Source organism: Candidatus Chromulinivorax destructor, assembly GCF_003366055.1.
In the GTDB taxonomy this organism is placed as follows: Bacteria; Babelota; Babeliae; order Babelales; family Chromulinivoraceae; genus Chromulinivorax; species Chromulinivorax destructor.
Map to the genome: position 1 here is coordinate 1,074,688 of NZ_CP025544.1, position 19,462 is coordinate 1,094,149.

Here is a 19,462-nt window from a genome sequence, read left to right on the forward strand (position 1 = left end):
TTAAGAGTTTATAGAATCACGACTACTCCATGGATCCATCGATATATCATCTTTGTAAACACTATCTGCACGACTATCATAATAAAAATTAGCTGAGCTCACTTGCGTAGCCATAGCACTTCCCGTGCCTGTTGATGAAAATAGTGAAGCTGGAGGAAGAGATGCTTTTATTTGTTTAAAACTTTCCATAGTATTGTCGAACCATCTTTGGAATTTTGATCCATCCCATGGACTCCACCATTGTTCAGCTTGCGCATCACTCATAGCTTTATCCATACCATCTTTAACTTCAGGATTATTTGCATCCTTGCCAAAGAAGCTATCAACCATAGATTTTATAAAAGAAGTAAGAGTTGAAGAATCTTTTACATTTTGAGCTTGTGCTTGCGCGGTAACTTCATCAGTGAGATCAACAGATTCAAATCGTTGTGAATCTGTTGAATCAGTACGACTTGTTTCTGCGCTTGATTCAGTTTCTTCTGTTTTGTCTACAGCAGGCGATGCTTCAGCTTCTGATGAAGGGATTCCTGTTGATGATGTATCTGTCGAGTCAGTACGACTTGTTTCTGTGTTTGATTCATCGTATTGTTTTTCTCCTAGAACAGGAGATGCTTGATTATCTTCTAAAGAAATTCCAGTTGATGATGAAGTTGGTTTTTCACCTTGAACTGTTGATGATGTTGTAGAAGTTATATCAGAACTATTAAATCTTTTGTTGTTTCTCGCGTCAGCTTTTTGTTGACTTTTTTTTCTTGAGTTTTCTTTTGATTTCTTATTCATATCTTGTGTTTTTTCTATGGAAGTTTGTTCTATAGATTTATTTGGCTCAGCTACTTTAGCAGGTTCATGTGCCATTGCATGCACATCTAAGCTTGCGCATACTGCAAGAAGAGTGTATAGAGCGATTTGTAATTTTTTCATATTACATCCTTTTTTATTATATGAAAGTTGTATCATATAGTAATTATAATCAATATTGTTTTCTATTTGCAATAGTCTGATGGTGGCTTTTCATAAAAAAACAAGGTGGACATGGAGTTCCACCTTATAGTCGTAGCTATAAAATTAGATGATTTTATTTTTTCTCAATTGTTTGAAAATTACATGAGTTATATTTTATAAACACCGCTCTCTTCTTTGGTAGGCAATGATGCTACTTCCATTATTTTTGAAGTAGCGTATGAGATTTCGGCACTTTTAGAGGGGTCATTTTTAGCAGCTTGTGTAGTTTTTTTAATTGAAGCCTCAAGTTCCTTATTTTGCTCTGGTGTCATATTTTTAATTGCATCTGCAGCATCAGTTTTTATTTCTTCATGCTCACTTGATTTTTCTTTTGATTTTCCAGCTTCTTGAGCTTTAAGACCTGCTTCTTTTTTTGATTTTCCAGTTTCTTCTGCTTTAAGATCTGCTTCTTCAGAATCTTCTTTAATTTTTTCTACAGCGTGCTCAACATCACTTTCCCCACCGTGATCTATAATAACATCCGTAAATGTTTCTTCTTCGCCTTCTTCTTCACCTGTATTTTTTGCTGATTCTAGTGATATGCCAGTTTCAGACTTTGTGCTGGTAGTTGCAGAAGGTTCTTGTTTTGTTGCTACAGTGCCTGCATTATTATTTGGTTCTTGAGTAGTTTTATGTGAAGTCTGATTTTCATAGTTTTTTTCTGCAGCAGTTGTAGGTTGTTGTTTATCAGCTGAGTTTTCTTTTGCGGGCTCTACTTTTGCAGGTTCAGCTGGAGCAAGCAGATAGCTTTGCGATTGAGTTAAAAGCAGTAATGTTAAGTTGATAATTGTTATTTTTTTCATACTATTTCCTTTTATGAGTTTGTCATTACAGGTAGTATACTAAGATCTTTATTCATTTTTATAGAGTTTTACAATCTTGGTTTTTATGAAAAAAGCCCAAACATATTTTTGTATGTTCGGGCTTTTTAAGATAACTTAGTTTTGATTACATTTTGTCTGGTGAACTAATTCCCATTAAATTAAAGCAAAGATGCAAGGTTGAGTTCATGATTTTAATAATACATAAATTGTTTTTAGTTTGCTCAATATCATCAACTATAGCTTTTGTGCTGTTGTAGTATGCATGGAAAATGTTTGCTAACTCAAAAGTGTAGTATGCAAGTACGTGCGTTTGATGGCTTGTGTTTAATGATTTTAACAAAGCTTGCAGTGCGATTACTTTTTTAATTATCAGTTTTTCTTGTTCAGTCAGATTTTTACAATCAGCTGCAGTCAGCTGTGCATAATCAGGGTTGATTTCTGCAGCTTTCTTTAAAATACTATTGGTTCGTACGTAAGCATACTGAATATAAAATACCGGATTTTCGTTACTTGTTGTTAAAGCAAGTTCAAGATCAAAATCTAATTCAGCATCAGCTTTACGGTTTAAATAGAAGTAGCGAGCAACGTCTTTGCCAACGGTGTTGATAATATCGTGAAGATCAACAATCGTGCCTGCTCGTTTTGACATACGTGCAGATTCGCCATTTTTGGTGATATGCACAAGTTGGTATAAAATCACGGTTAAGCGATCAGGATTGTAGCCAAGCGCCTGCATTAAGGCATGTAAACGGACGACAAAACTGTGGTGATCATGACCTAAGATCATAATTAATGTATCGTAGCCTCGTTCTAATTTGTTAACAAGGTATGGTAAATCGCCAGCCAAGTAGGTATATTCACCATCTGATTTGCGTAAAACACGATCTTTATCATCGCCAAATTGTGTGGTTGCAAACCATAAAGCACCATCTTGTTCGTAGGTGTAACCATTGTCTGTTAGTTTTTGAATGTAGTCATCGATGCTAACGCGGTTTTTTAAATCTTTTTCAGAAAACCACAAGTCAAATCGGATGCCGTATGCTTGTAACGTTTCTTTTTGTTGTGCAAGCATTTTTTGTTTTGCAATGTCTTGAAAATATTCATCAGATTCTGTAAGTAACCCGTCTGCGTGAGCAGATGCAAGTTCAGTCCCTAAATCTGTTAAATATTGTCCATGGTACGCATCATCAGGCATGACGACTGATTGACCAAGTGCTTGTTGGTAGCGAACGCGCAGTGAGTTGCCAAGCTTGGTGATTTGAGCTCCAGCGTCATTGATATAAAATTCACGCGTAACATCATGGCCTAAAAATTCTAAAATTCGAGCAAGCGTATCGCCTAAAATTCCGTTGCGACCGTGACCAAAATGTAATGGTCCTGTTGGGTTTGCGCTGACAAATTCTATATTGATTTTTTTGTGCTGAATATCAGATTTAAAAAACTCATCGCCTTTTGTTAATATTTCTTGAGCAAGCGTGATTAATGATTCTGGAGTCAGGAAAAAATTTAAAAATCCAGGGCCAGCAATCTCAATTTTGCTGATAGCAGGGTGTTGAAAATTTTGAGTAATTGTTTGTGCCAGTGCACGTGGATTGGTTGCAAGTTCTTTTGCAAGCACCATTGCTGCATTGCTATTAAGATCGCCAAAAGCAGCTTTTTCAGGGTCGGTGTTCATGTCAAAATTACAGCGTGTAAGTTGATTTTCATTTAAATTATAGTGTTGTTCTAAAAATGTAAAAAATGATGCTTTAACGTGTTCAATTGAATTCATAACAGACCTTTATTCATAGATAGCTTTTTTATGGTACACTTAGCGTAGCATACCTCGTATAAATGCTCAATTTTTAGGATAAGGTTCATACATTTTTATCGGAGCAAACTATTGACAATTTGAAATCAATAGTGTGATAATGTGCCATATACATAAAAGTAATTAAATTGTAAAAAATATAAAATAGGTCGTCTATATGAAAAACAAAAAAATTACCATAGCTTTGCTTGCTATGGCAACAATACAGGTGTATGGATCTGATGATCGATCTCCACGAACTGTTGCAACAAACTTGAGTAATCGACATTTAGAAAAATTAGACAAATTAGAAAGATTTGATGATGAAGATGATTTTCATGATGCACAGCAAGGTTTTCCTATGCTGAGCAGTAAAGATATTACTGCTACCGATGAATATTCTGGCATAGATAAATATTTTGATGATTTGCATCAGTTTGCAAAACGCGATTTGTACTTGGCGCAGCAAAATGAAAAAATGTTTCCAGACAAGGTTCATTCATATGAAAATTTAAAAAATTATTATGTTAAACTTTGTCAGCAACGTGAGCAGATGGCTCTCATGAAAGAGGCAATAAAAAAATCGCTACATCATAATGCAAGCATGCTTGATCTAGAAAATTTTGAGCCAGAAGTTCGATCAAAAGTGAATACTATTGAGCTTGAAATTCAAAAAATATTTAATGCAAACGTGCAACGTCCAAGTAATTCAAAAATGCTTGTTGATTATAAAGTGCCCTATGAACCTCAATTAAAAATAAATGAGCTAAAATTATTGCAAACCCGAGTTATGCAAGATGCTTTACACAAGCGTACAGACAAATAACAAGGGATTACATTTTTATGTCTGTAACAAATAAAATTATGTTTATTATGCCCTACGATTTTTATAAAGTCGTAGGGATTTTTTTGGGCTGCCTGGTATTTGCTTAAGGTTCATGATATTCTTAAAAAGATTACTAAATAGAGGATTTTCATGAAAATAGCAATGTTGATTTCAGGTGGTGTTGATAGTTCTGTAGCGTTAGCTTTGCTCAAAGAGCAAGGGCATGATGTTACAGCTTTTTATTTAAAAATTTGGTTAGAAGATGAATTGTCATACCTTGGCAACTGTCCATGGGAAGATGATTTAGAGTTTGTTCGCAAAGTATGCGAGCAATTTGCTGTACCGTTAGAAGTTGTTTCTATGCAGCAAGCGTATTGGAGCAAAGTTGTTGCCTATACGATTGCAGAAGTGCAAGCAGGGCGTACTCCTAATCCAGATGTTTTGTGTAATCAACACGTAAAATTTGGTGCTTTTTATGATTATATCTCTGATGAGTATGACTATGTTGCAACAGGTCACTATGCACAAGTTGAACATGGTACAGAATTTTCAATTCTAAAAAAAGCTCCTGATCTGGTTAAAGATCAGACTTATTTTTTGTGCCAACTATCGCAACAACAGTTACGTCGAGTTTTATTCCCGATTGGGCATCTAGAAAAACATGAAGTTCGTCAATTAGCGCAAACATTTAATCTACCAAATAAAGAACGTAAAGATAGCCAAGGCATCTGCTTTTTAGGTAAATTTAAGTTTGCTGATTTTTTACGTGCACACCTTGGTGACAAGCCAGGTGATTTTATCGAATTTGAATCGGGCAAAGTTGTTGGGTCGCATCAAGGATTTTGGTATTACACCATTGGTCAACGACAAGGAATTGGCCTTTCTGGAGGTCCGTGGTACGTTGTAGCAAAAGATACGACAAAAAACGTCGTCTTTATTTCTAAACAGTACCAGAATGCAGCAGAGTCAAAATCTGGCGTTGTTGTCAATTCTATGAATATTATTTCGCAAGAGATTTCTTTAGCTTCACAGTTGCACGTGAAGTACCGCCATGGAGCAGACATTCATCCAGTTACTATTACTCGTGATGGTGATGCATGGGTTATTACGTTGCAGCAAGAAAGCAAACAAGGCATAGCAACAGGACAATTTGCAGTGTTGTATGACGGGTCACAATGCGTGGGTGGTGGAATTATCGATAAAGCTTTTTAGTATTTTAAAAAAGTTTGGTAAGCAGAAAAGGGTATAGAAAAAATCTATACCCTTTTTTAGTAAACTTAGCTAATTATGTTGTTGCCTACATCCCATGTTGTTTTGCCAATAAAGTCACTGCCTTTATGTTGATTGCTGAATTGCTTTTTATTATCTGTAGATGTAGCATAATAATAGTCTGAATCAAAATTATAAGTTCCATCACCATTCATCTGATGACTATCCCTATCCATAGAATCTTTAGAATCTGTACACTTTTCGATATGTATTTGCTGTGAATAATCTATTTTTTTAGAATCAGGGTTTGAACTTCCAGCAATAATAAAATAATTTTTAGGTGTATTGATTACTTTAATTTTTACAGTCTGATGATTTTTTTATCTCATTAAATTCACGATCAACGAAATAAACTAAACGGCTAAGATTTGAAACTATAGCTTGGTTTGATTTTGAATATTGTTGATATTGAGAATCATTCATAAGATGTTTGTAAAAAGCTTCTAATTGATTAGATAAAGACAATTTTTTATCATTATCATAGGTCGCTCCAGTTTTTAAAGAAGCTAAAAAATTTGTAACTGCTGCTGTAACGTCTTTATATTCAGTTTTTAATGCATCACTTAATTGTGCATCTTGAGCAAGAGTTGCAAACTCCTTAGATAAATAATTTGCTAGATTTTCTAGCTGAACTTTTTGTTTATCATTAATTTGACTAGACATAAGTAATGATGTATTACCTGCAATAGATACCAACATACTGAGCATTGCAATTTTTTTAATTACATTTTTCATAACGTTCTCCTTTTTTGTTTGAATTACTCACAGCGAGAAATTCTTTGTGTAACTATTATAACATTACCGCCCATTTTAAAGTCAATCATTATCAAATTAATAGTTCTTGTTGGCGTTTTTTTAGTTGATTAAAACATTATTGAGGGGTGTGCAGTATGCTTTTATAAAGCCGTTGGAATAGTTTTTTTGATTGCTGCTTTACTAAGGTCGTAGTACACTGAATTTTATATATTTTCATGGTAAAAAGGTAAACTATTGTATGAACTATTTGATTAATTTTGCTGTTGCAATAACCTTGTTACGCATTTTTTTAACGCCATTGATTTGCAGTTTGATTGTGTATCATCAGTGGATGCCAGCTTTATGGTTAACAGGTTTTGCAGCTTTGACAGATTTTCTGGATGGCTACTGCGCACGTCGTTATCAGCAAGAAACAGAGTTTGGCAAAATGCTTGATCCTGTTGCAGATAAATTTTTTATATTTTTTGTTTTAGCAGCGTTATATTACACGCTTGGAACAACTATTATTCCTTCATGGTTTATGGTTGTTTTTGTAGTCAAAGAGTTATTGCTTATAGTGGGAGCTTTATTTTTGGTGTATCGCCATCATGGGATTATTTCTCCATCGTTTATTTCTAAAATTATCACCGCGTTGTTGATGATATTTATGATGTACGTGTTAGCAATTCATTGTTCATTTTTTCAAAATTATCTATCTTCAATATCGATGGATTACCTATTTCAATTTTTTGCGATATCGCTTGGCGTGATTTGTGTTGATTATGGGTATAAAATTTATAAACTTGCGTAAGGTTTTTGTATGATAAAAAAAGTTTCTTATAATTTTTTGCTTGGCGTTTGCATGGTAACAATAATGACCCACATGACCATCGGTCTGAGTGAGAACAATGAGGTAAACAGTGAATTTGTGGTCAAGAAAAAAACTAAAAAAGAGTCGATAACTTCGATTAAAGAAGATATTGCGTCTGAACTTGAATTATCGTTACGGCAGATCAGTAAAAATATTGCAGAACAAGCACGCGTTCAACAACAAATTTTTGATAAGTTTAAAGATTTGCTTGGTGCAGGTGAGTCTGAAACATCAGTTTTTGGTGGGACTGTACAACAACTGAAAGCTCAACGTGATAAGTTGCAGGTATTTCATAATAAACTTGTGCACCAGTATCATGAATTACAAACTTTTCCAGGTTGTTTTTAATATTTTATATGTAGTAACATTGAAAGAATCTATGAAAATCATATCATATGTATCGATAATATTTTTATTTTTTATGTCAATAAGTTGTTATGGGTCTGAAAATTTAGAATCCATTATTTTTCTTGATTTACAAAGAACATCGGTAGTAGTGCCCAAAAAGAAACTTGGATTGGATAATATACCTGTTACATTTCTTGGCGCAATTGTCGGCTACTTGAGTGATCAGACCGGAACCCCAACTTTTTATAATGCAAAAGATTTACCTTTTATTATTGAAAATGTTGATAATCTTGCATCTGTTAACAAAGCATTACATGAAGCGGTCTATGGTGATGTTGTTACCGATGCATTACTGTTATCGTTATCTCATCGTTTTAAAATGCATCCTATAGATATTGCTATTCAATTTAAGACGAAAAGAACACAAGCTTGGTTTCAAAAAAATCTTGAAAAATCTGATGATTTTCACATGTTTTTAGTGGTACAAAATATCTTTAAAATATGTGAACAGATAAGTCATCAGACAGTATATTATAAAATTGATACGAAATATTCTATGGATCAGGATTCCAGATTTGCTGAAGAAGATCAAGATTCAATCTTCTATAAGCCAATATCCAATACAGAACAGGGATTAATTTTAGATGTTGGTGGCAAAAATCGAGATGAATTTATACTTTATACTCCCTGGGGTCAAGTACGTTTGTTTGAAAAAAAATCTAAATCCTTAGATGCTCATAGCGTTAATCTTGAAGCTATTGCAATGCAGCAAGCTTTATTTGAACAGATAACAGTTTCTTTTGATTCAATTGGAGATCTGTTATATAAAATTAATGGCGTTCAAAATCAACAATTACCAGATCCTACAATGGCATCGAGTAAAAAATATCGAAGTTGGAATGCAAGAAAAGCTATATGGCAAGTTATGGATAATAAATTTCATGAACGAATTCCGGAAGTTTCTTTACCTCAAAATAAATATGAAATTAAGAATGTGCCTGTTATTTATCCAACACCGTACGAAGAGCATCCTTTAATTTCAGCAACATCAATTCATGAACTCATTGAAAAATATGCGCAATTAGCAGTACGAATAATTGCTTTGCCAAATTATGAACATGAAGATGAGGATGATGATTATGCATGTAAAGTTTTACCCTGTTCAAATTATGAGGATACATGCATTGTTCGTGATGTAACAGATATGACCAATAAGCTCGTGCCAGAAAAACAACAGATATCATTTCTGACTTTAGGCGATGATCCTGATTATAATTGTCATTACGTTATTGCAGGACAGCCTGTTAATAATGGATTGCGTTTAACAACGTGGTATAAGAATTCTTTAGAAGAAGACAATGAGGTGTATGCGATGTGGTCTTTAGAATTTCTACAGACTCATTATCAAGAAGTTGTCGATACCTTTAAGGCTCATTGGAAAAAAGTTAATGTAATTGATTATCAAAAATTAGACCGTTTTGAGTCTGAAGAAGCGTGGTGGTTGCTTGCTCGACCAAGATTCATGGATCGTGATGAATATCAGTTTAATTCATCATTGTTACGCAAGCTTGGATTATCGAAAGAACAAATTTATTGTACGTACAGCTTGGATAAGGCTCATAGCGATACAATATTTTTTTGGGTCAAAAAAGACGCAATGAATGATGTGCAAAATATTTTAGGCCTTGAAATAAGTGAAGAAAACAAAAAATTTTAAGGTGATTTAATTTTATTAGATTTTGTTATTGAGGTTCATGTACATACAATGCAGATTGATTCATTGGCATACAATAGCTTATGGCATGTGGATGATCATATAGTTGAATGTATTGATATTCTTGATAGTTCATGCCATGAAATAGAGGCTGTCTATGCGGTTGAATTTGTAAGACTGTGATTATTCTGTTGATTTTGAGTTGAATTAATTTGTTGATGTGTCTGTGCGGTAATTGGTTACCAAGGGTGCGGTGCATTTGTATTCAGGTAACAAAATAAAATAGCTCAACGTGATAAGTTGCAGGTATTTCATAATAAACTTGTACAGCAGTATCAGGAATTACAAAATTTTGCAGGTTGTTTTTAATATTTGCTTCTTGTTTTTTCGCTGTGCTCCGCTTGAATGTTGTGCGTTTTTATACGATACTAGATATAAGTGTAATCTCATTACCACCAAGGTCTTCATAATTACACGTAATTCTCGCTAAAAATTTCTCTATTTATTTGTAAGGATTTATTCGATGGCTAGCTATAATCGCATTATCATCGTAGGTAATTTAACACGTGATCCTGAACACAAACAGTTGCCATCAGGGCAAGGTGTTTGTCGTTTAGGCATTGCATCAAACCGTCAATTTAAAAATCGTCAAACAGGTACACAAATTCAAGAAGTTTGTTACGTTGATATCGACGTTTGGGGACCACAAGCAGACAGTTGTAATAAGTTTTTACAAAAAGGTCGCCCAGTTTTAGTTGAAGGCCGTTTAAAATTTGATACATGGCAAGATCAACAAGGTCAAACTCGCAGCAAGCATAGCATTGTTGCTGATCGTGTTGTGTTCTTGGGTAGCAACTCAGAAGGTGGGGATGTTCAAGAGGAACCTTCTGCCGAAGATTTTTCTTCAGCTAAACCATCATTTGGAACACAAGATACTGCTGAATTTTCTAAAATAGCACAAGCTGTGTTAGATAAAAAACGTAAAAAAGAAACTGAAACACCAAAATCTTCAGCTTTTATTGATCAGCCTCCATTTGAAGATGATCTGCCTTTTTAAGTAGATTGTACTAGATTAAAAAAGAGCCTTGTAATGAAGGCTCTTTTTTTTGTCCAAAAATGCTTACACTGAATTTTTAAGTTGGATTATGAAATGCATTTGTTGACAAATAGAACTTAAAAGATAGAAACTAGAAATAGTTAGCATATCAGGTAGAAAATATAAAAATAAAAAGGGGTTGTATGAAAAATAGTTTAATATATGCGATTATTATTTGTGTATGCATAACAATATCGCAAACTTATGCTCATCAATCCCATTTTGATGTTATGACTGATTGTGCTTATCCTGTATCATCGCACGAAGAAGTGCGCCATGATATTGCGCAAGGGTTGTATTTTTTACAACAAGCATCAATGCATCATAGTTCTCAAGAATTTACACAAGCATTACAAGCTCTTGAACATGCTCACAGTGGTATCATCTACACTGATGATAGTTGCCAAGATAATCAAGATACGCTTGTTAATTTATTAAATCAAATTAATGTCTTAATTAATTCTTTACACGAGCAGGAAACTCGTTTGCAATTGTCTGATGTTTATGATCGCTTGCAAGATAGATTACAATAATTTTAAAAAGTAATATGCACAGCTAGATTTTTAAAACCAAATTTTAGAAAGTGGATAAAAAGTAAAAACTGCCTACGATTTTGTTATCACAAAATCTCCGGAAACTTGACGGCGGCGGTCGTATATCGCTTTTTTCTCTACAAAAAATATGAGCGAATAGCTAACTTTCTTTATATAGCAAAAATTTTATAAAAATTGAAAGTATATTTTTAACTTTCAACAGCTATGGCTGGAGGGCCTAATACACTCTTTTTTAAACTAAAACAGCGTAACGTGGCCGCCATCACCACTGTTTGCCAAGATGAGCACAGCGATATCGTAGGTTTGTATCGTTATTTTAAATTTGGTTCACACAACCTAGAATTCTAAATTTATTTGAAGATTGCATTCACCGCCAAAGAAATATACTTTTTGGTAATAATTACCAAGTATCGGCATTGAATAAAAGAAAGAAATAATAGGGGCTAATTTTTTGGTCGGACCTGAGCAATCTATTTCAAGTTCAAATAACAAGCTGCCAAAGGTGTAACCATCAAGCAAAATTGATCTGTTTGCATGGGCAAATGGAAATTGAGACCGGTCAATAGGGGTGATAACACTTTGTAAATATTTTGAGTACGTGTAGGCAACAGCACCTTTTATTCCGGAAGCAGGGTTTTCTATATCAACGTATAATGTGCCCGAAATAAATGGGCTTTGCTGAACATTTGCCTGTGTTTCTTGAGAAAATAGTAAGAAATTATTTTCACTTGTTCTATTAATTGGAATCATTTTTTGAGTTGGTTGGTAAGGAATAATTTGTCCTGTAGCACCAAAACCAAACCAGTCACGAACCCCAATCGTGACAGCTGCGATGATAGGGTATCCAAAATAATAGTTATTTGCAGGTGAATATTGCAAAATTGATTGATTGTCATTTTTCATGATTTGCGGCGTTATGATGCCAGCAAGAAGTAAAATATCAATAGAGTCTATGCGATTAAACGTAGTAATGCTTTCATTGTAGCCAAGATATAGAACAGTTGAATTCATTCCACTGGCATTAATATTTGAAGGAATAACACGCTCGAGTTTTTCTAGGTAGGTATTTTGTGCTAAAGATATTTCTTCATCGATAAATTTTGGTGTAATGTTTGTGACAGAAAGATCTTGAAACGATGAAATTATGCCAAATAAAAGTTGATGAAAAATGTTTTTTTCTAGAGCAAAAATCATCTGTTTAAATTCGTAGTTTCCTGAAATATATCCTTGTCCTGCAGATGCAAGATTATCAAAACCAAGTGACGGGTCAACAAATCGTAATAAAAAATCTTCAGGTCCGTATTGTTGCAAAAAAGGCACTGCGGTGCCTTGTGCATTATAGGCTTGATTTGCAAAACCTGCAGTAAAATTTAAAGAGGCGTTGGCAAGATACGGTTCATCTTTTGAAGGCTTTGCGTAATAGACGTGCGGGGCATAGTGACTGGCAAAAGTTGTCTGAAATAGTTGGGTTAAAACGATACACAAACAGGATGCAAGAGTAACTATTTTTTTATTCATTGAGAACAATTTTAACCTTATGAGATAGACTTTGATCGTATAGTTATAGTTGTATGCTACTACAGAAACATGAGTATGCATAGATCATTTACTTTGTTATGCACACTCATCTGATGACTTCTATTAAAAAATATAACTTATTTGCAAGTTGCAAGAACCACCAAATAAATTAGTTTTTGGGCAAAGTTTACCTGCAATAGGAATTGCGCAAAACATGGTAATAATAGGTGCGCTTGGTTGTGTTTCAGTTGCAAAGTCGACATCAAACTGAAAATAGAGTGAACCAATACTCCATTCATTCATCATAGTTGAGTTATTTGCTTGTTCTACTGGATATTGAGTTATGTTGAGGGGGGTTATGGTGTATGCTAAGTTTTTTGCATAGGCATAACCAATGGTACTTGAAACACCAGAGATGATATGATCTGCTTCGATGTATGCTGACGCAGAAAAAAGTGGTCCTCGATGAATGGTAGCAAGTGATGATTCAGGAAGTAACAGTTGGTTTGCAGAGTTTGTGTTATTAAGCGCAATGTTTTTTACTGCTGGTTGAAATGGTTGAACGGTTCCATTGCATCCAAGTGTCATCCAGTCAAGCAGGCCAATTGAAATAGCCCCAATAATTGGGTATCCAAAATTAAAATTTTCGTTAAAAGGAAATTGTAGAATCGAGTTGTTATTTTCTTTCATCCATTCTGGTGTTGCAAAACCTGTTTTGAATAAAATATCAACAAAATCAAGATGACTAAAATGGTGAAACGTTCTATTAAAGCCAATATAAAAAGCTGTTGTAAACATACCAAATCGATTAATTGATGGAGGGAGTGCTGCTTGTAATTGATTGAGGTATGCTATCTGCTCAGTTGTTAAAGGGGTTGATGAAGGAACAAATTCAGCATTAATATTGGTTATGGTTAGATCTTGAAAAACTGTTGCAGCTTCAATAAAAATGTCAGAAAATATATTTTTGTACCATGATGCAAAAAATTGTCGATACTGAAATTCACCCGAGAGGTTGCCGTTTCCTATGCTTGAAATATCAGAGCGGCTACGTGTAGGATCTACAAATTTATATAAAAAAGCTTCTGATCCAAATTGTTGTAAAAAGGGGACTTTTTCATTGTCATTATTAAACGCTTGATTTGCATAACCACCGGTAAAGTTGGTTGAAATATTCGTAAATAGTTTTTGATTAAAATATGGCTTTTGAAAAAAGCTGTCTGATGCGTATTGACTTACACTCAGTGTACAAAAAATCTGTTCTGTGGCCGTAAAAAAACAAAAAAAGAGCGCTATAACATTTTTAAATTTCATAATTTTATTTTCTTCATAAAAGATAGCATAGTTTATGCTGACTATGCGATTATTTTAATCTTATTAACCTACATTGCAAGTGTACTATGTAAAAATTAGTGTTGCCGGTTGAACATTTTTTTCAATTCCGGACATTAAATTTTTCAATAGTTTTTTTTATAAAACGTAGGGTGTTTACATTAATTTATAAGAGGTCGTACTTGAGTTATTATAACAGTGAATCTTTAATCTATCATAGTTCGATGCGCTTGTCTCTTTGTTCTGCTATGATATACTTTAAAATAATGTTAGATAAATTTGTTGCGACAACAAAAGGATACCTATGAATTCATATAATGAAAATGATATGCACAACCAAAATGAGCAAGAAGAAGTAGTAGATCAAGAAGTAGAACAAGTAGAAGCAGCGCAAATAAGCGATCTTGAAGTTTGTCAACAAGAAGCAGCTATGTGGAAAGATCAGTACGCTCGAATTTCTGCTGATTTTGATAATTACAAAAAACGTATGGACCGTGAGCAAATCCAATGGATGCAAACAGCACAAACGATGGTAATTAAAGATTTATTACCAGTTGTTGATAATTTTGAGCGAGCGTTGTCTCAAAAAACTGACGATACTGCAAATTTATATGTTGGTATCGAAATGGTGTATAAATCTGTTTTGCAAACTTTAGCAAAATATGGCGTGAAAGAATTTGCTGAATACAAACAGTTTGATCCTGAACTGCATGAAGCGTTAATGCATGCACAGTCAGCTGATCATGAATCTGGGCAGATTGTACAAGTTTTAGAAAAAGGCTTTATGATTAAAGATAAAGTTTTACGTCCTGCAAAAGTGACGGTTGCTCAGTAAGAAGTATAGTTTAAAAATAGAAAAAGGGACCGGTATACAATCGGTCCCTTTTTTGTGAGTAAATCATCTTTACAGTGTTGTGTTAGAAAAGGCGGATTATGCACGCCGGCCTTATGTTTCAAGAGGCGTAGCCCTAGGTGTATGTGTATAAGTGATTATTAATGTTTAATAATCGCTACAATTAATTCGATCATAATCAGAATAATTATTAATGTTGTTAAAACATCTTCACGAGTTGTATCGATTTTGTTTTGGTAATCGTATTGCACTTCTTTAATAATTTTAAATTTCTTCTCGATCGATTGTTTCCAATTTTCAAGATCTAAATTTAATACAATTTCATCATAAATCTCTGAATAGTAGGTTTCACCAACCAGCTTAATACTATTTTCAAGGCGCTCTGTAATCACTGAGATATCAACTTTTAATTTTGTTAATTCACCGACTGGATCAAAATAATGAGAACCAATGAATGGAAAGTAGGCAAGTATTGGTAATTTACGATTTTTATCTTCGTAAATTGCGGTCATTTGTTTATCAAGCAATTTGTCAAAATATTGTAGTTCAAGCTGTTGAATATTACCAAGTTCAAAGAAGTCTAGAAGTTCGATATGTTGAGGATCGTAAATAAATGCAGCTTCGGTATCGATAATAATAAAATCTTTTTTAAAGTAACCGACAGAAGAAGTTAAAACTTCTCGTTTTTGATGTTCAGAAAGGGTTTGAGTTTCAAAGCGCAAAATTGCTGCAATCTCATTGCCAAAGTAGTCTTTAATTTGTGTACCATTAAAATTCTTGTCACAATCGATTTGTATCAAGGTGTAATAACTGCGCAGATGAAAAAAATTTGGTTTAGCAGTAAAAGGTAAAATTCTTTTATAGATTGCTAAAGCATCATTGATACTTCGTGGTTGATACTCTTCGTCAATTGCAATAACTTGTGATTTTAAACCTTGAAATGTGTTTGACACAGGGACTTTATACGTAATAGAAATTGCGCCAAATTGGTGTAATTTTGCATCGATGCAATGAGGACTTTTATCATGATCAGGAAGTTCTATGTTGAGTGGGGCATGATAATTTTTGAAAAACTTTGATAAATTAACGGGACTTATATTCAGATCTTTTGACTGCTTGACAGCTTCAAAATTAATATCTTCTCCAATATCAAATGCAAAAAACATGTAGACATGGCCAGAAAAAACTTGAGATTGATACGATGTTTTAGGTGAATGATGTTCTTTTTCCATGAAAAATACCTTTACAATCGAAAGAGAGTTTCTTTTTAAGATATAGCAATAATAAATATATTTGCAAATTTTAAGGCGATTTTCATTGATTATCAGCTGTCTAAAGCAAATTTCATAGCAGTCTGGAACATGTCATATAGATGATTTTATTAATATGATTTTTTGAAAATAATTTCAAAATTCTTTTTTTGTCACAAAAAAAAATGATATTATTGTTTCAGTTAGAAAAAATTTATGTGCTTTAATTTTATCATATTCGGCACTGATTGAAATTAAATTATAGAGAATGTAGTACTAAAAAATATAAAAAAAGAGTCTGCGTCAAGCATACTTAAAAAAGGAGAATCGTATGAAAAATTTTACTACAAAGTTATCAACATTAGCATTGTGTGCTTTTGTTATCAGTTCATCGGTATTTGCACACGGCAAAACTACTGTTCATATAAATGTTCCAGACGCTACTGAAACTAATTATTTTGATAATAAAAAGGGTGCTTCAGTATCTCCCCTTTCATATCATTTTGATAGCGAATATCCAAATAAATTTAATATGGAACTGGATCCTTCTAGTGTTCATAATGTTGATATAAGGCATGTAATTCAAGATACTGTGCATTATGCAACTGAATCTAAAAAGTCTAGACCTAATACAGATTTTAAAGGATATGCTCAATGGAATTGGATATTTGATAAAGATTACAATGAAACACGCCAAGGATTAGATTCTGATGGTAAAACTGTTCTTTGCGAAGAAAAAAATGGTGTAGTTAGTTCTTCGAAAGTGAAGACTTATGGTGCTAACACTTGTGCAAGAGGATAGCATTAATAATAATATGTTTACAAAAGATTATTTGTACCAATTATAAAAATAAAATCAGATTAATTTTAATAAGAACTAGGCAATTTGTATACAACTTTGCTTAGTTCTTATTTTTTAGACAGATTGTTCATTTTTAGCAATAAACGAACAATATTATTTATATTGCATCAAGATGAGTTCTAGGTTCTGTGAACGAATTTTTTACTATAGATTTTTGTCCTACGTTTTTTACGATAACTCTTGGAATTTTCTGGCCGGTTGGCCTGATGCACTCTTTTTAAATTCTAAGTCTACTTCTCTATCAATTTGAGCTATTTCTTCTTTTGTAAGCTGAGTTTTAATATATGTTTGAAAATCTTTTGTGTATTTCATAACAATTTTCTAACTAGTTACTACTTTTAAATATACTACTTCTTTGTGAAGTAATAATCAGGAGCATTAAAAAATGATTTAATTTCATTTTTTATTCAAGTGTGTGGCTTACACTAACAATATGCAGATTGCACAATTTGATAATTATTTTGAAAATATATACGCAAATATTTTCAAAAGTCTTTTTTGTTAGAAGGGGAAAGTGGTATTATTATCTCAGTTATGAAAAATTCTACATTTTGCTTTGCCTTTTCAAGGCTAATTGAAATTAGATAATAAAGATTATGGTACTAACAAATATAAAAAGAGTATGCGTCAAGCATACTTAAAAAAGGAGAATCGTATGAAAATTTTTACTACAAAGTTATCAACATTAGCATTGTGTGCTTTTGTTATGGGTTCATCAGTATTTGCAGGGGGTAAAACTACAGTTCATCTCAATGTTCCAAACAATTCTCAAACGTCTTATTTTAAGAATAAAGATGGTCGTTATGTAACAGAATCTGAAAATAATATTGATATTGCAATGGATCCTTCTAGCATTAATAATGCTACTATTTATAAAACATCTCAATATTCTCTTATAACTGAAATTAAAAAGTCTAGACCTAATACAGATTTTAAAGGATATGCTGCTTGGAATTGGATATTTGATAAAGATTACAATGAAACACGCCAAGGATTAGATTCTGATGGTAAAACTGTTCTTTGTGAAGAAAAAAATGGTGTAGTTACTTCTTCGAAAGTGAAGACTTATGGTGCTAACACTTGTGCAAGAGGGTAGCATTCATAATATGTGTATAAAATATTATTTTTATCAGGTATAAACTGAAACTGGATTAATTTTAATAAGAACTAGACAATTTGTATACAACTTTGCCTAGTTCTTATTTTTTATACAGATCGATGTCATTAAATTGCTGAGTGTGAATTTAATCTCTGTGATTATTGACTTGCTAGGTAAGCTTTTTGTTATAATTGTTTCATATTTGAATTATTTAAAAGTCGTAAAGGAGAATGTATGAGAAATTATATAAAATATCTATTTGTTAGTTTTGTTCTGAGTGGATCTTTTTTTGCATCATCTGTAACAAGTAAAACATTTTTACCACAAACAGTTACTATTAATTTACCATCACTTGATTACGTTGTGAATGCGCGGTTTTGTAACAAATGGAAGACGCGAAACGATGCTAAGGGTCCTTATGTTTGTGATCAATTAGGATTAGAGAAAGCTATATTGGTTAATCCAAAAGTGCCGGGTGGTTCTGCATATGATATAGAAGAAAATTCTTACTATTACATTATGCTTAAGGGTAAGCAGGTAGTAAAGGACGCTCGTTTAGGGATACGTGATTTTGTTAACAAAAAAAGTTGGACAGTCCATGAAGATGGAACTGATATTATTGCATAATATAGATAATAAGTTATAGAGCAAGTGCTGTGTAAAGTAGTAATACTTACACAGCACGTTTTGTTTTTAATTGTAAAAAAACTCACCCCAATAGTATTTTGCTGCAATGAATAAAGATGTGATTAATTACAATTGTTGAATTTTTTATACGTAGTGCGGTACAGTAAAATGAGTATAAAAAAAGGATAAGCAATGAAATTACATCAATTCATAATGATATTGTGTTGCATGACATTTTCGTTAAATTCTCGTTATGATGAACATTCTTTGCCTGTCATTAATGAGCAGCATTACGCACAAGTTGTTGGTCAGTTTGAGCAGATCATAGATGCTATTGCAAGCATTTTGCATAACCAGACAATACAAACGTATAAAGATCTTCTTCATTTACCATTGCAACAAAATATTGCTCAACAGTATCTGTACTTATCGTCTATTGTTGATTGCTCATTAAAAGATTGTAAGATAATTTTTTCAATGCAACATCATGCTGTGTTAGAAAAAAAATTAGGTGGTATTACTCAGAATAATACCATGAATGCATCAAAATTAGGTGCAATGCAGCGCCATAATCGAGCTCAAGTCAAAGAGATAATTTCTTACCTTTCGCCTATTCCTGGTAGCATTTGTTTGCAGATGGCATTGCAAGATTTGTATCATGCATTACATGAAGTAAAAAAACAGATTGCAACTATTGATAAAGCACCAGCAGTTAGTGCATGGTATATCTATGTAATGATGCTTTATCTCGATCTTATTATGATGCAAGCAATTGTATATCTTGAATTGAGTATGTATAACAACGTTGAGCAACAAGCTTGTATCAATCAATTCTGTTGTATGACTGAGCGATTTACACAGACTATACGGTCTAATTTTATGATGTAAAGAAA

Annotated in this window: 22 protein-coding genes; 13 read left to right on the top strand and 9 right to left on the bottom strand. The window is 33.1% G+C overall.

All coding sequences use genetic code 11. From position 1 onward, the window contains the following. The 3 genes from C0J27_RS05145 to argS all read right to left on the bottom strand — a co-directional run bounded on the left by C0J27_RS05145 (position 1) and on the right by argS (position 3,597). Entirely contained in the window at positions 1-921 is a 921-nt protein-coding gene (locus C0J27_RS05145; RefSeq protein ID WP_115586103.1) for a hypothetical protein, read from the bottom strand. 188 nt (positions 922-1,109) lie between these two features. Beyond that, entirely contained in the window at positions 1,110-1,805 is a 696-nt protein-coding gene (locus tag C0J27_RS05150; RefSeq protein WP_115586104.1) for a hypothetical protein, read from the bottom strand. A 145-nt stretch (positions 1,806-1,950) separates the two neighbouring features. Continuing rightward, positions 1,951-3,597, bottom strand: a complete 1,647-nt coding sequence (gene argS, locus C0J27_RS05155; protein WP_115586105.1) for an arginine--tRNA ligase — start codon at positions 3,595-3,597, stop codon at positions 1,951-1,953. A 196-nt stretch (positions 3,598-3,793) separates the two neighbouring features. Here argS and C0J27_RS05160 point away from each other — a divergent pair, with 196 nt between their 5' ends. Further along, the gene (locus C0J27_RS05160) at positions 3,794-4,441 is read left to right on the top strand and encodes a hypothetical protein (RefSeq protein ID WP_115586106.1); all 648 of its coding nucleotides are present in this window, start codon (positions 3,794-3,796) and stop codon (positions 4,439-4,441) included. A 150-nt stretch (positions 4,442-4,591) separates the two neighbouring features. Beyond that, positions 4,592-5,653, top strand: coding sequence for a tRNA 2-thiouridine(34) synthase MnmA (gene mnmA, locus C0J27_RS05165; RefSeq protein WP_115586107.1), 1,062 nt, complete (start codon positions 4,592-4,594; stop codon positions 5,651-5,653). Between the two features lie 65 nt (positions 5,654-5,718). On the opposite strand, the gene C0J27_RS05725 is transcribed toward mnmA, so the two are convergent. Together C0J27_RS05725 and C0J27_RS05170 are read right to left on the bottom strand one after the other, a co-directional pair. Next, positions 5,719-5,886, bottom strand: coding sequence for a hypothetical protein (locus C0J27_RS05725; protein ID WP_162801826.1), 168 nt, complete (start codon positions 5,884-5,886; stop codon positions 5,719-5,721). Between the two features lie 118 nt (positions 5,887-6,004). After that, the gene (locus C0J27_RS05170) at positions 6,005-6,445 is read right to left on the bottom strand and encodes a hypothetical protein (RefSeq protein WP_115586108.1); all 441 of its coding nucleotides are present in this window, start codon (positions 6,443-6,445) and stop codon (positions 6,005-6,007) included. 259 nt (positions 6,446-6,704) lie between these two features. Here C0J27_RS05170 and C0J27_RS05175 point away from each other — a divergent pair, with 259 nt between their 5' ends. The 6 genes from C0J27_RS05175 (at position 6,705) to C0J27_RS05195 (ending at position 11,007) form a co-directional block, all read left to right on the top strand. Further along, on the top strand, positions 6,705-7,256 hold the full coding sequence (locus tag C0J27_RS05175; protein WP_115586109.1) for a CDP-alcohol phosphatidyltransferase family protein: 552 nt from the start codon (positions 6,705-6,707) through the stop codon (positions 7,254-7,256). 9 nt (positions 7,257-7,265) lie between these two features. Continuing rightward, entirely contained in the window at positions 7,266-7,664 is a 399-nt protein-coding gene (locus tag C0J27_RS05180) for a hypothetical protein (RefSeq protein WP_115586110.1), read from the top strand. A gap of 31 nt (positions 7,665-7,695) precedes the next feature. After that, entirely contained in the window at positions 7,696-9,381 is a 1,686-nt protein-coding gene (locus tag C0J27_RS05185; protein ID WP_162801827.1) for a hypothetical protein, read from the top strand. A 48-nt stretch (positions 9,382-9,429) separates the two neighbouring features. Then, a complete protein-coding gene (locus C0J27_RS05780; RefSeq protein WP_286206271.1) occupies positions 9,430-9,561 on the top strand; it encodes a hypothetical protein in 132 nt (43 codons plus the stop codon). Positions 9,562-9,901: 340 nt separating this feature from the next. After that, the gene (ssb, locus tag C0J27_RS05190) at positions 9,902-10,435 is read left to right on the top strand and encodes a single-stranded DNA-binding protein (protein ID WP_115586112.1); all 534 of its coding nucleotides are present in this window, start codon (positions 9,902-9,904) and stop codon (positions 10,433-10,435) included. A 182-nt stretch (positions 10,436-10,617) separates the two neighbouring features. Continuing rightward, positions 10,618-11,007, top strand: a complete 390-nt coding sequence (locus tag C0J27_RS05195; protein WP_115586113.1) for a hypothetical protein — start codon at positions 10,618-10,620, stop codon at positions 11,005-11,007. 357 nt (positions 11,008-11,364) lie between these two features. Here C0J27_RS05195 and C0J27_RS05200 read toward each other — a convergent pair whose 3' ends face one another. Together C0J27_RS05200 and C0J27_RS05205 are read right to left on the bottom strand one after the other, a co-directional pair. Continuing rightward, entirely contained in the window at positions 11,365-12,546 is a 1,182-nt protein-coding gene (locus C0J27_RS05200) for a hypothetical protein (RefSeq protein ID WP_115586114.1), read from the bottom strand. Between the two features lie 123 nt (positions 12,547-12,669). Then, positions 12,670-13,860 (bottom strand): hypothetical protein, encoded by a 1,191-nt coding sequence (locus C0J27_RS05205; protein ID WP_115586115.1) that lies wholly within the window; start codon positions 13,858-13,860, stop codon positions 12,670-12,672. Between the two features lie 322 nt (positions 13,861-14,182). On the opposite strand from C0J27_RS05205, the gene grpE reads away from it, so the two are divergent. Then, a complete protein-coding gene (grpE, locus tag C0J27_RS05210) occupies positions 14,183-14,713 on the top strand; it encodes a nucleotide exchange factor GrpE (protein ID WP_115586116.1) in 531 nt (176 codons plus the stop codon). Between the two features lie 158 nt (positions 14,714-14,871). Here the strand turns inward: grpE and C0J27_RS05215 are convergent, their stop codons facing one another. After that, positions 14,872-15,963, bottom strand: coding sequence for a hypothetical protein (locus tag C0J27_RS05215; protein ID WP_115586117.1), 1,092 nt, complete (start codon positions 15,961-15,963; stop codon positions 14,872-14,874). A gap of 349 nt (positions 15,964-16,312) precedes the next feature. Here C0J27_RS05215 and C0J27_RS05220 point away from each other — a divergent pair, with 349 nt between their 5' ends. Next, a complete protein-coding gene (locus C0J27_RS05220) occupies positions 16,313-16,783 on the top strand; it encodes a hypothetical protein (RefSeq protein WP_115586118.1) in 471 nt (156 codons plus the stop codon). A gap of 228 nt (positions 16,784-17,011) precedes the next feature. Here the strand turns inward: C0J27_RS05220 and C0J27_RS05730 are convergent, their stop codons facing one another. After that, positions 17,012-17,155 (bottom strand): hypothetical protein, encoded by a 144-nt coding sequence (locus C0J27_RS05730; protein ID WP_162801828.1) that lies wholly within the window; start codon positions 17,153-17,155, stop codon positions 17,012-17,014. Positions 17,156-17,498: 343 nt separating this feature from the next. Here C0J27_RS05730 and C0J27_RS05225 point away from each other — a divergent pair, with 343 nt between their 5' ends. From C0J27_RS05225 to C0J27_RS05235, 3 genes are all read left to right on the top strand, one after another. Continuing rightward, a complete protein-coding gene (locus tag C0J27_RS05225) occupies positions 17,499-17,939 on the top strand; it encodes a hypothetical protein (protein ID WP_115586119.1) in 441 nt (146 codons plus the stop codon). Positions 17,940-18,176: 237 nt separating this feature from the next. After that, positions 18,177-18,569: a hypothetical protein gene (locus tag C0J27_RS05230; RefSeq protein WP_115586120.1), complete on the top strand. Its 393-nt coding sequence runs from the start codon at positions 18,177-18,179 to the stop codon at positions 18,567-18,569. A gap of 192 nt (positions 18,570-18,761) precedes the next feature. Then, positions 18,762-19,457: a hypothetical protein gene (locus C0J27_RS05235; protein ID WP_115586121.1), complete on the top strand. Its 696-nt coding sequence runs from the start codon at positions 18,762-18,764 to the stop codon at positions 19,455-19,457. Positions 19,458-19,462: the final 5 nt, after the last annotated feature.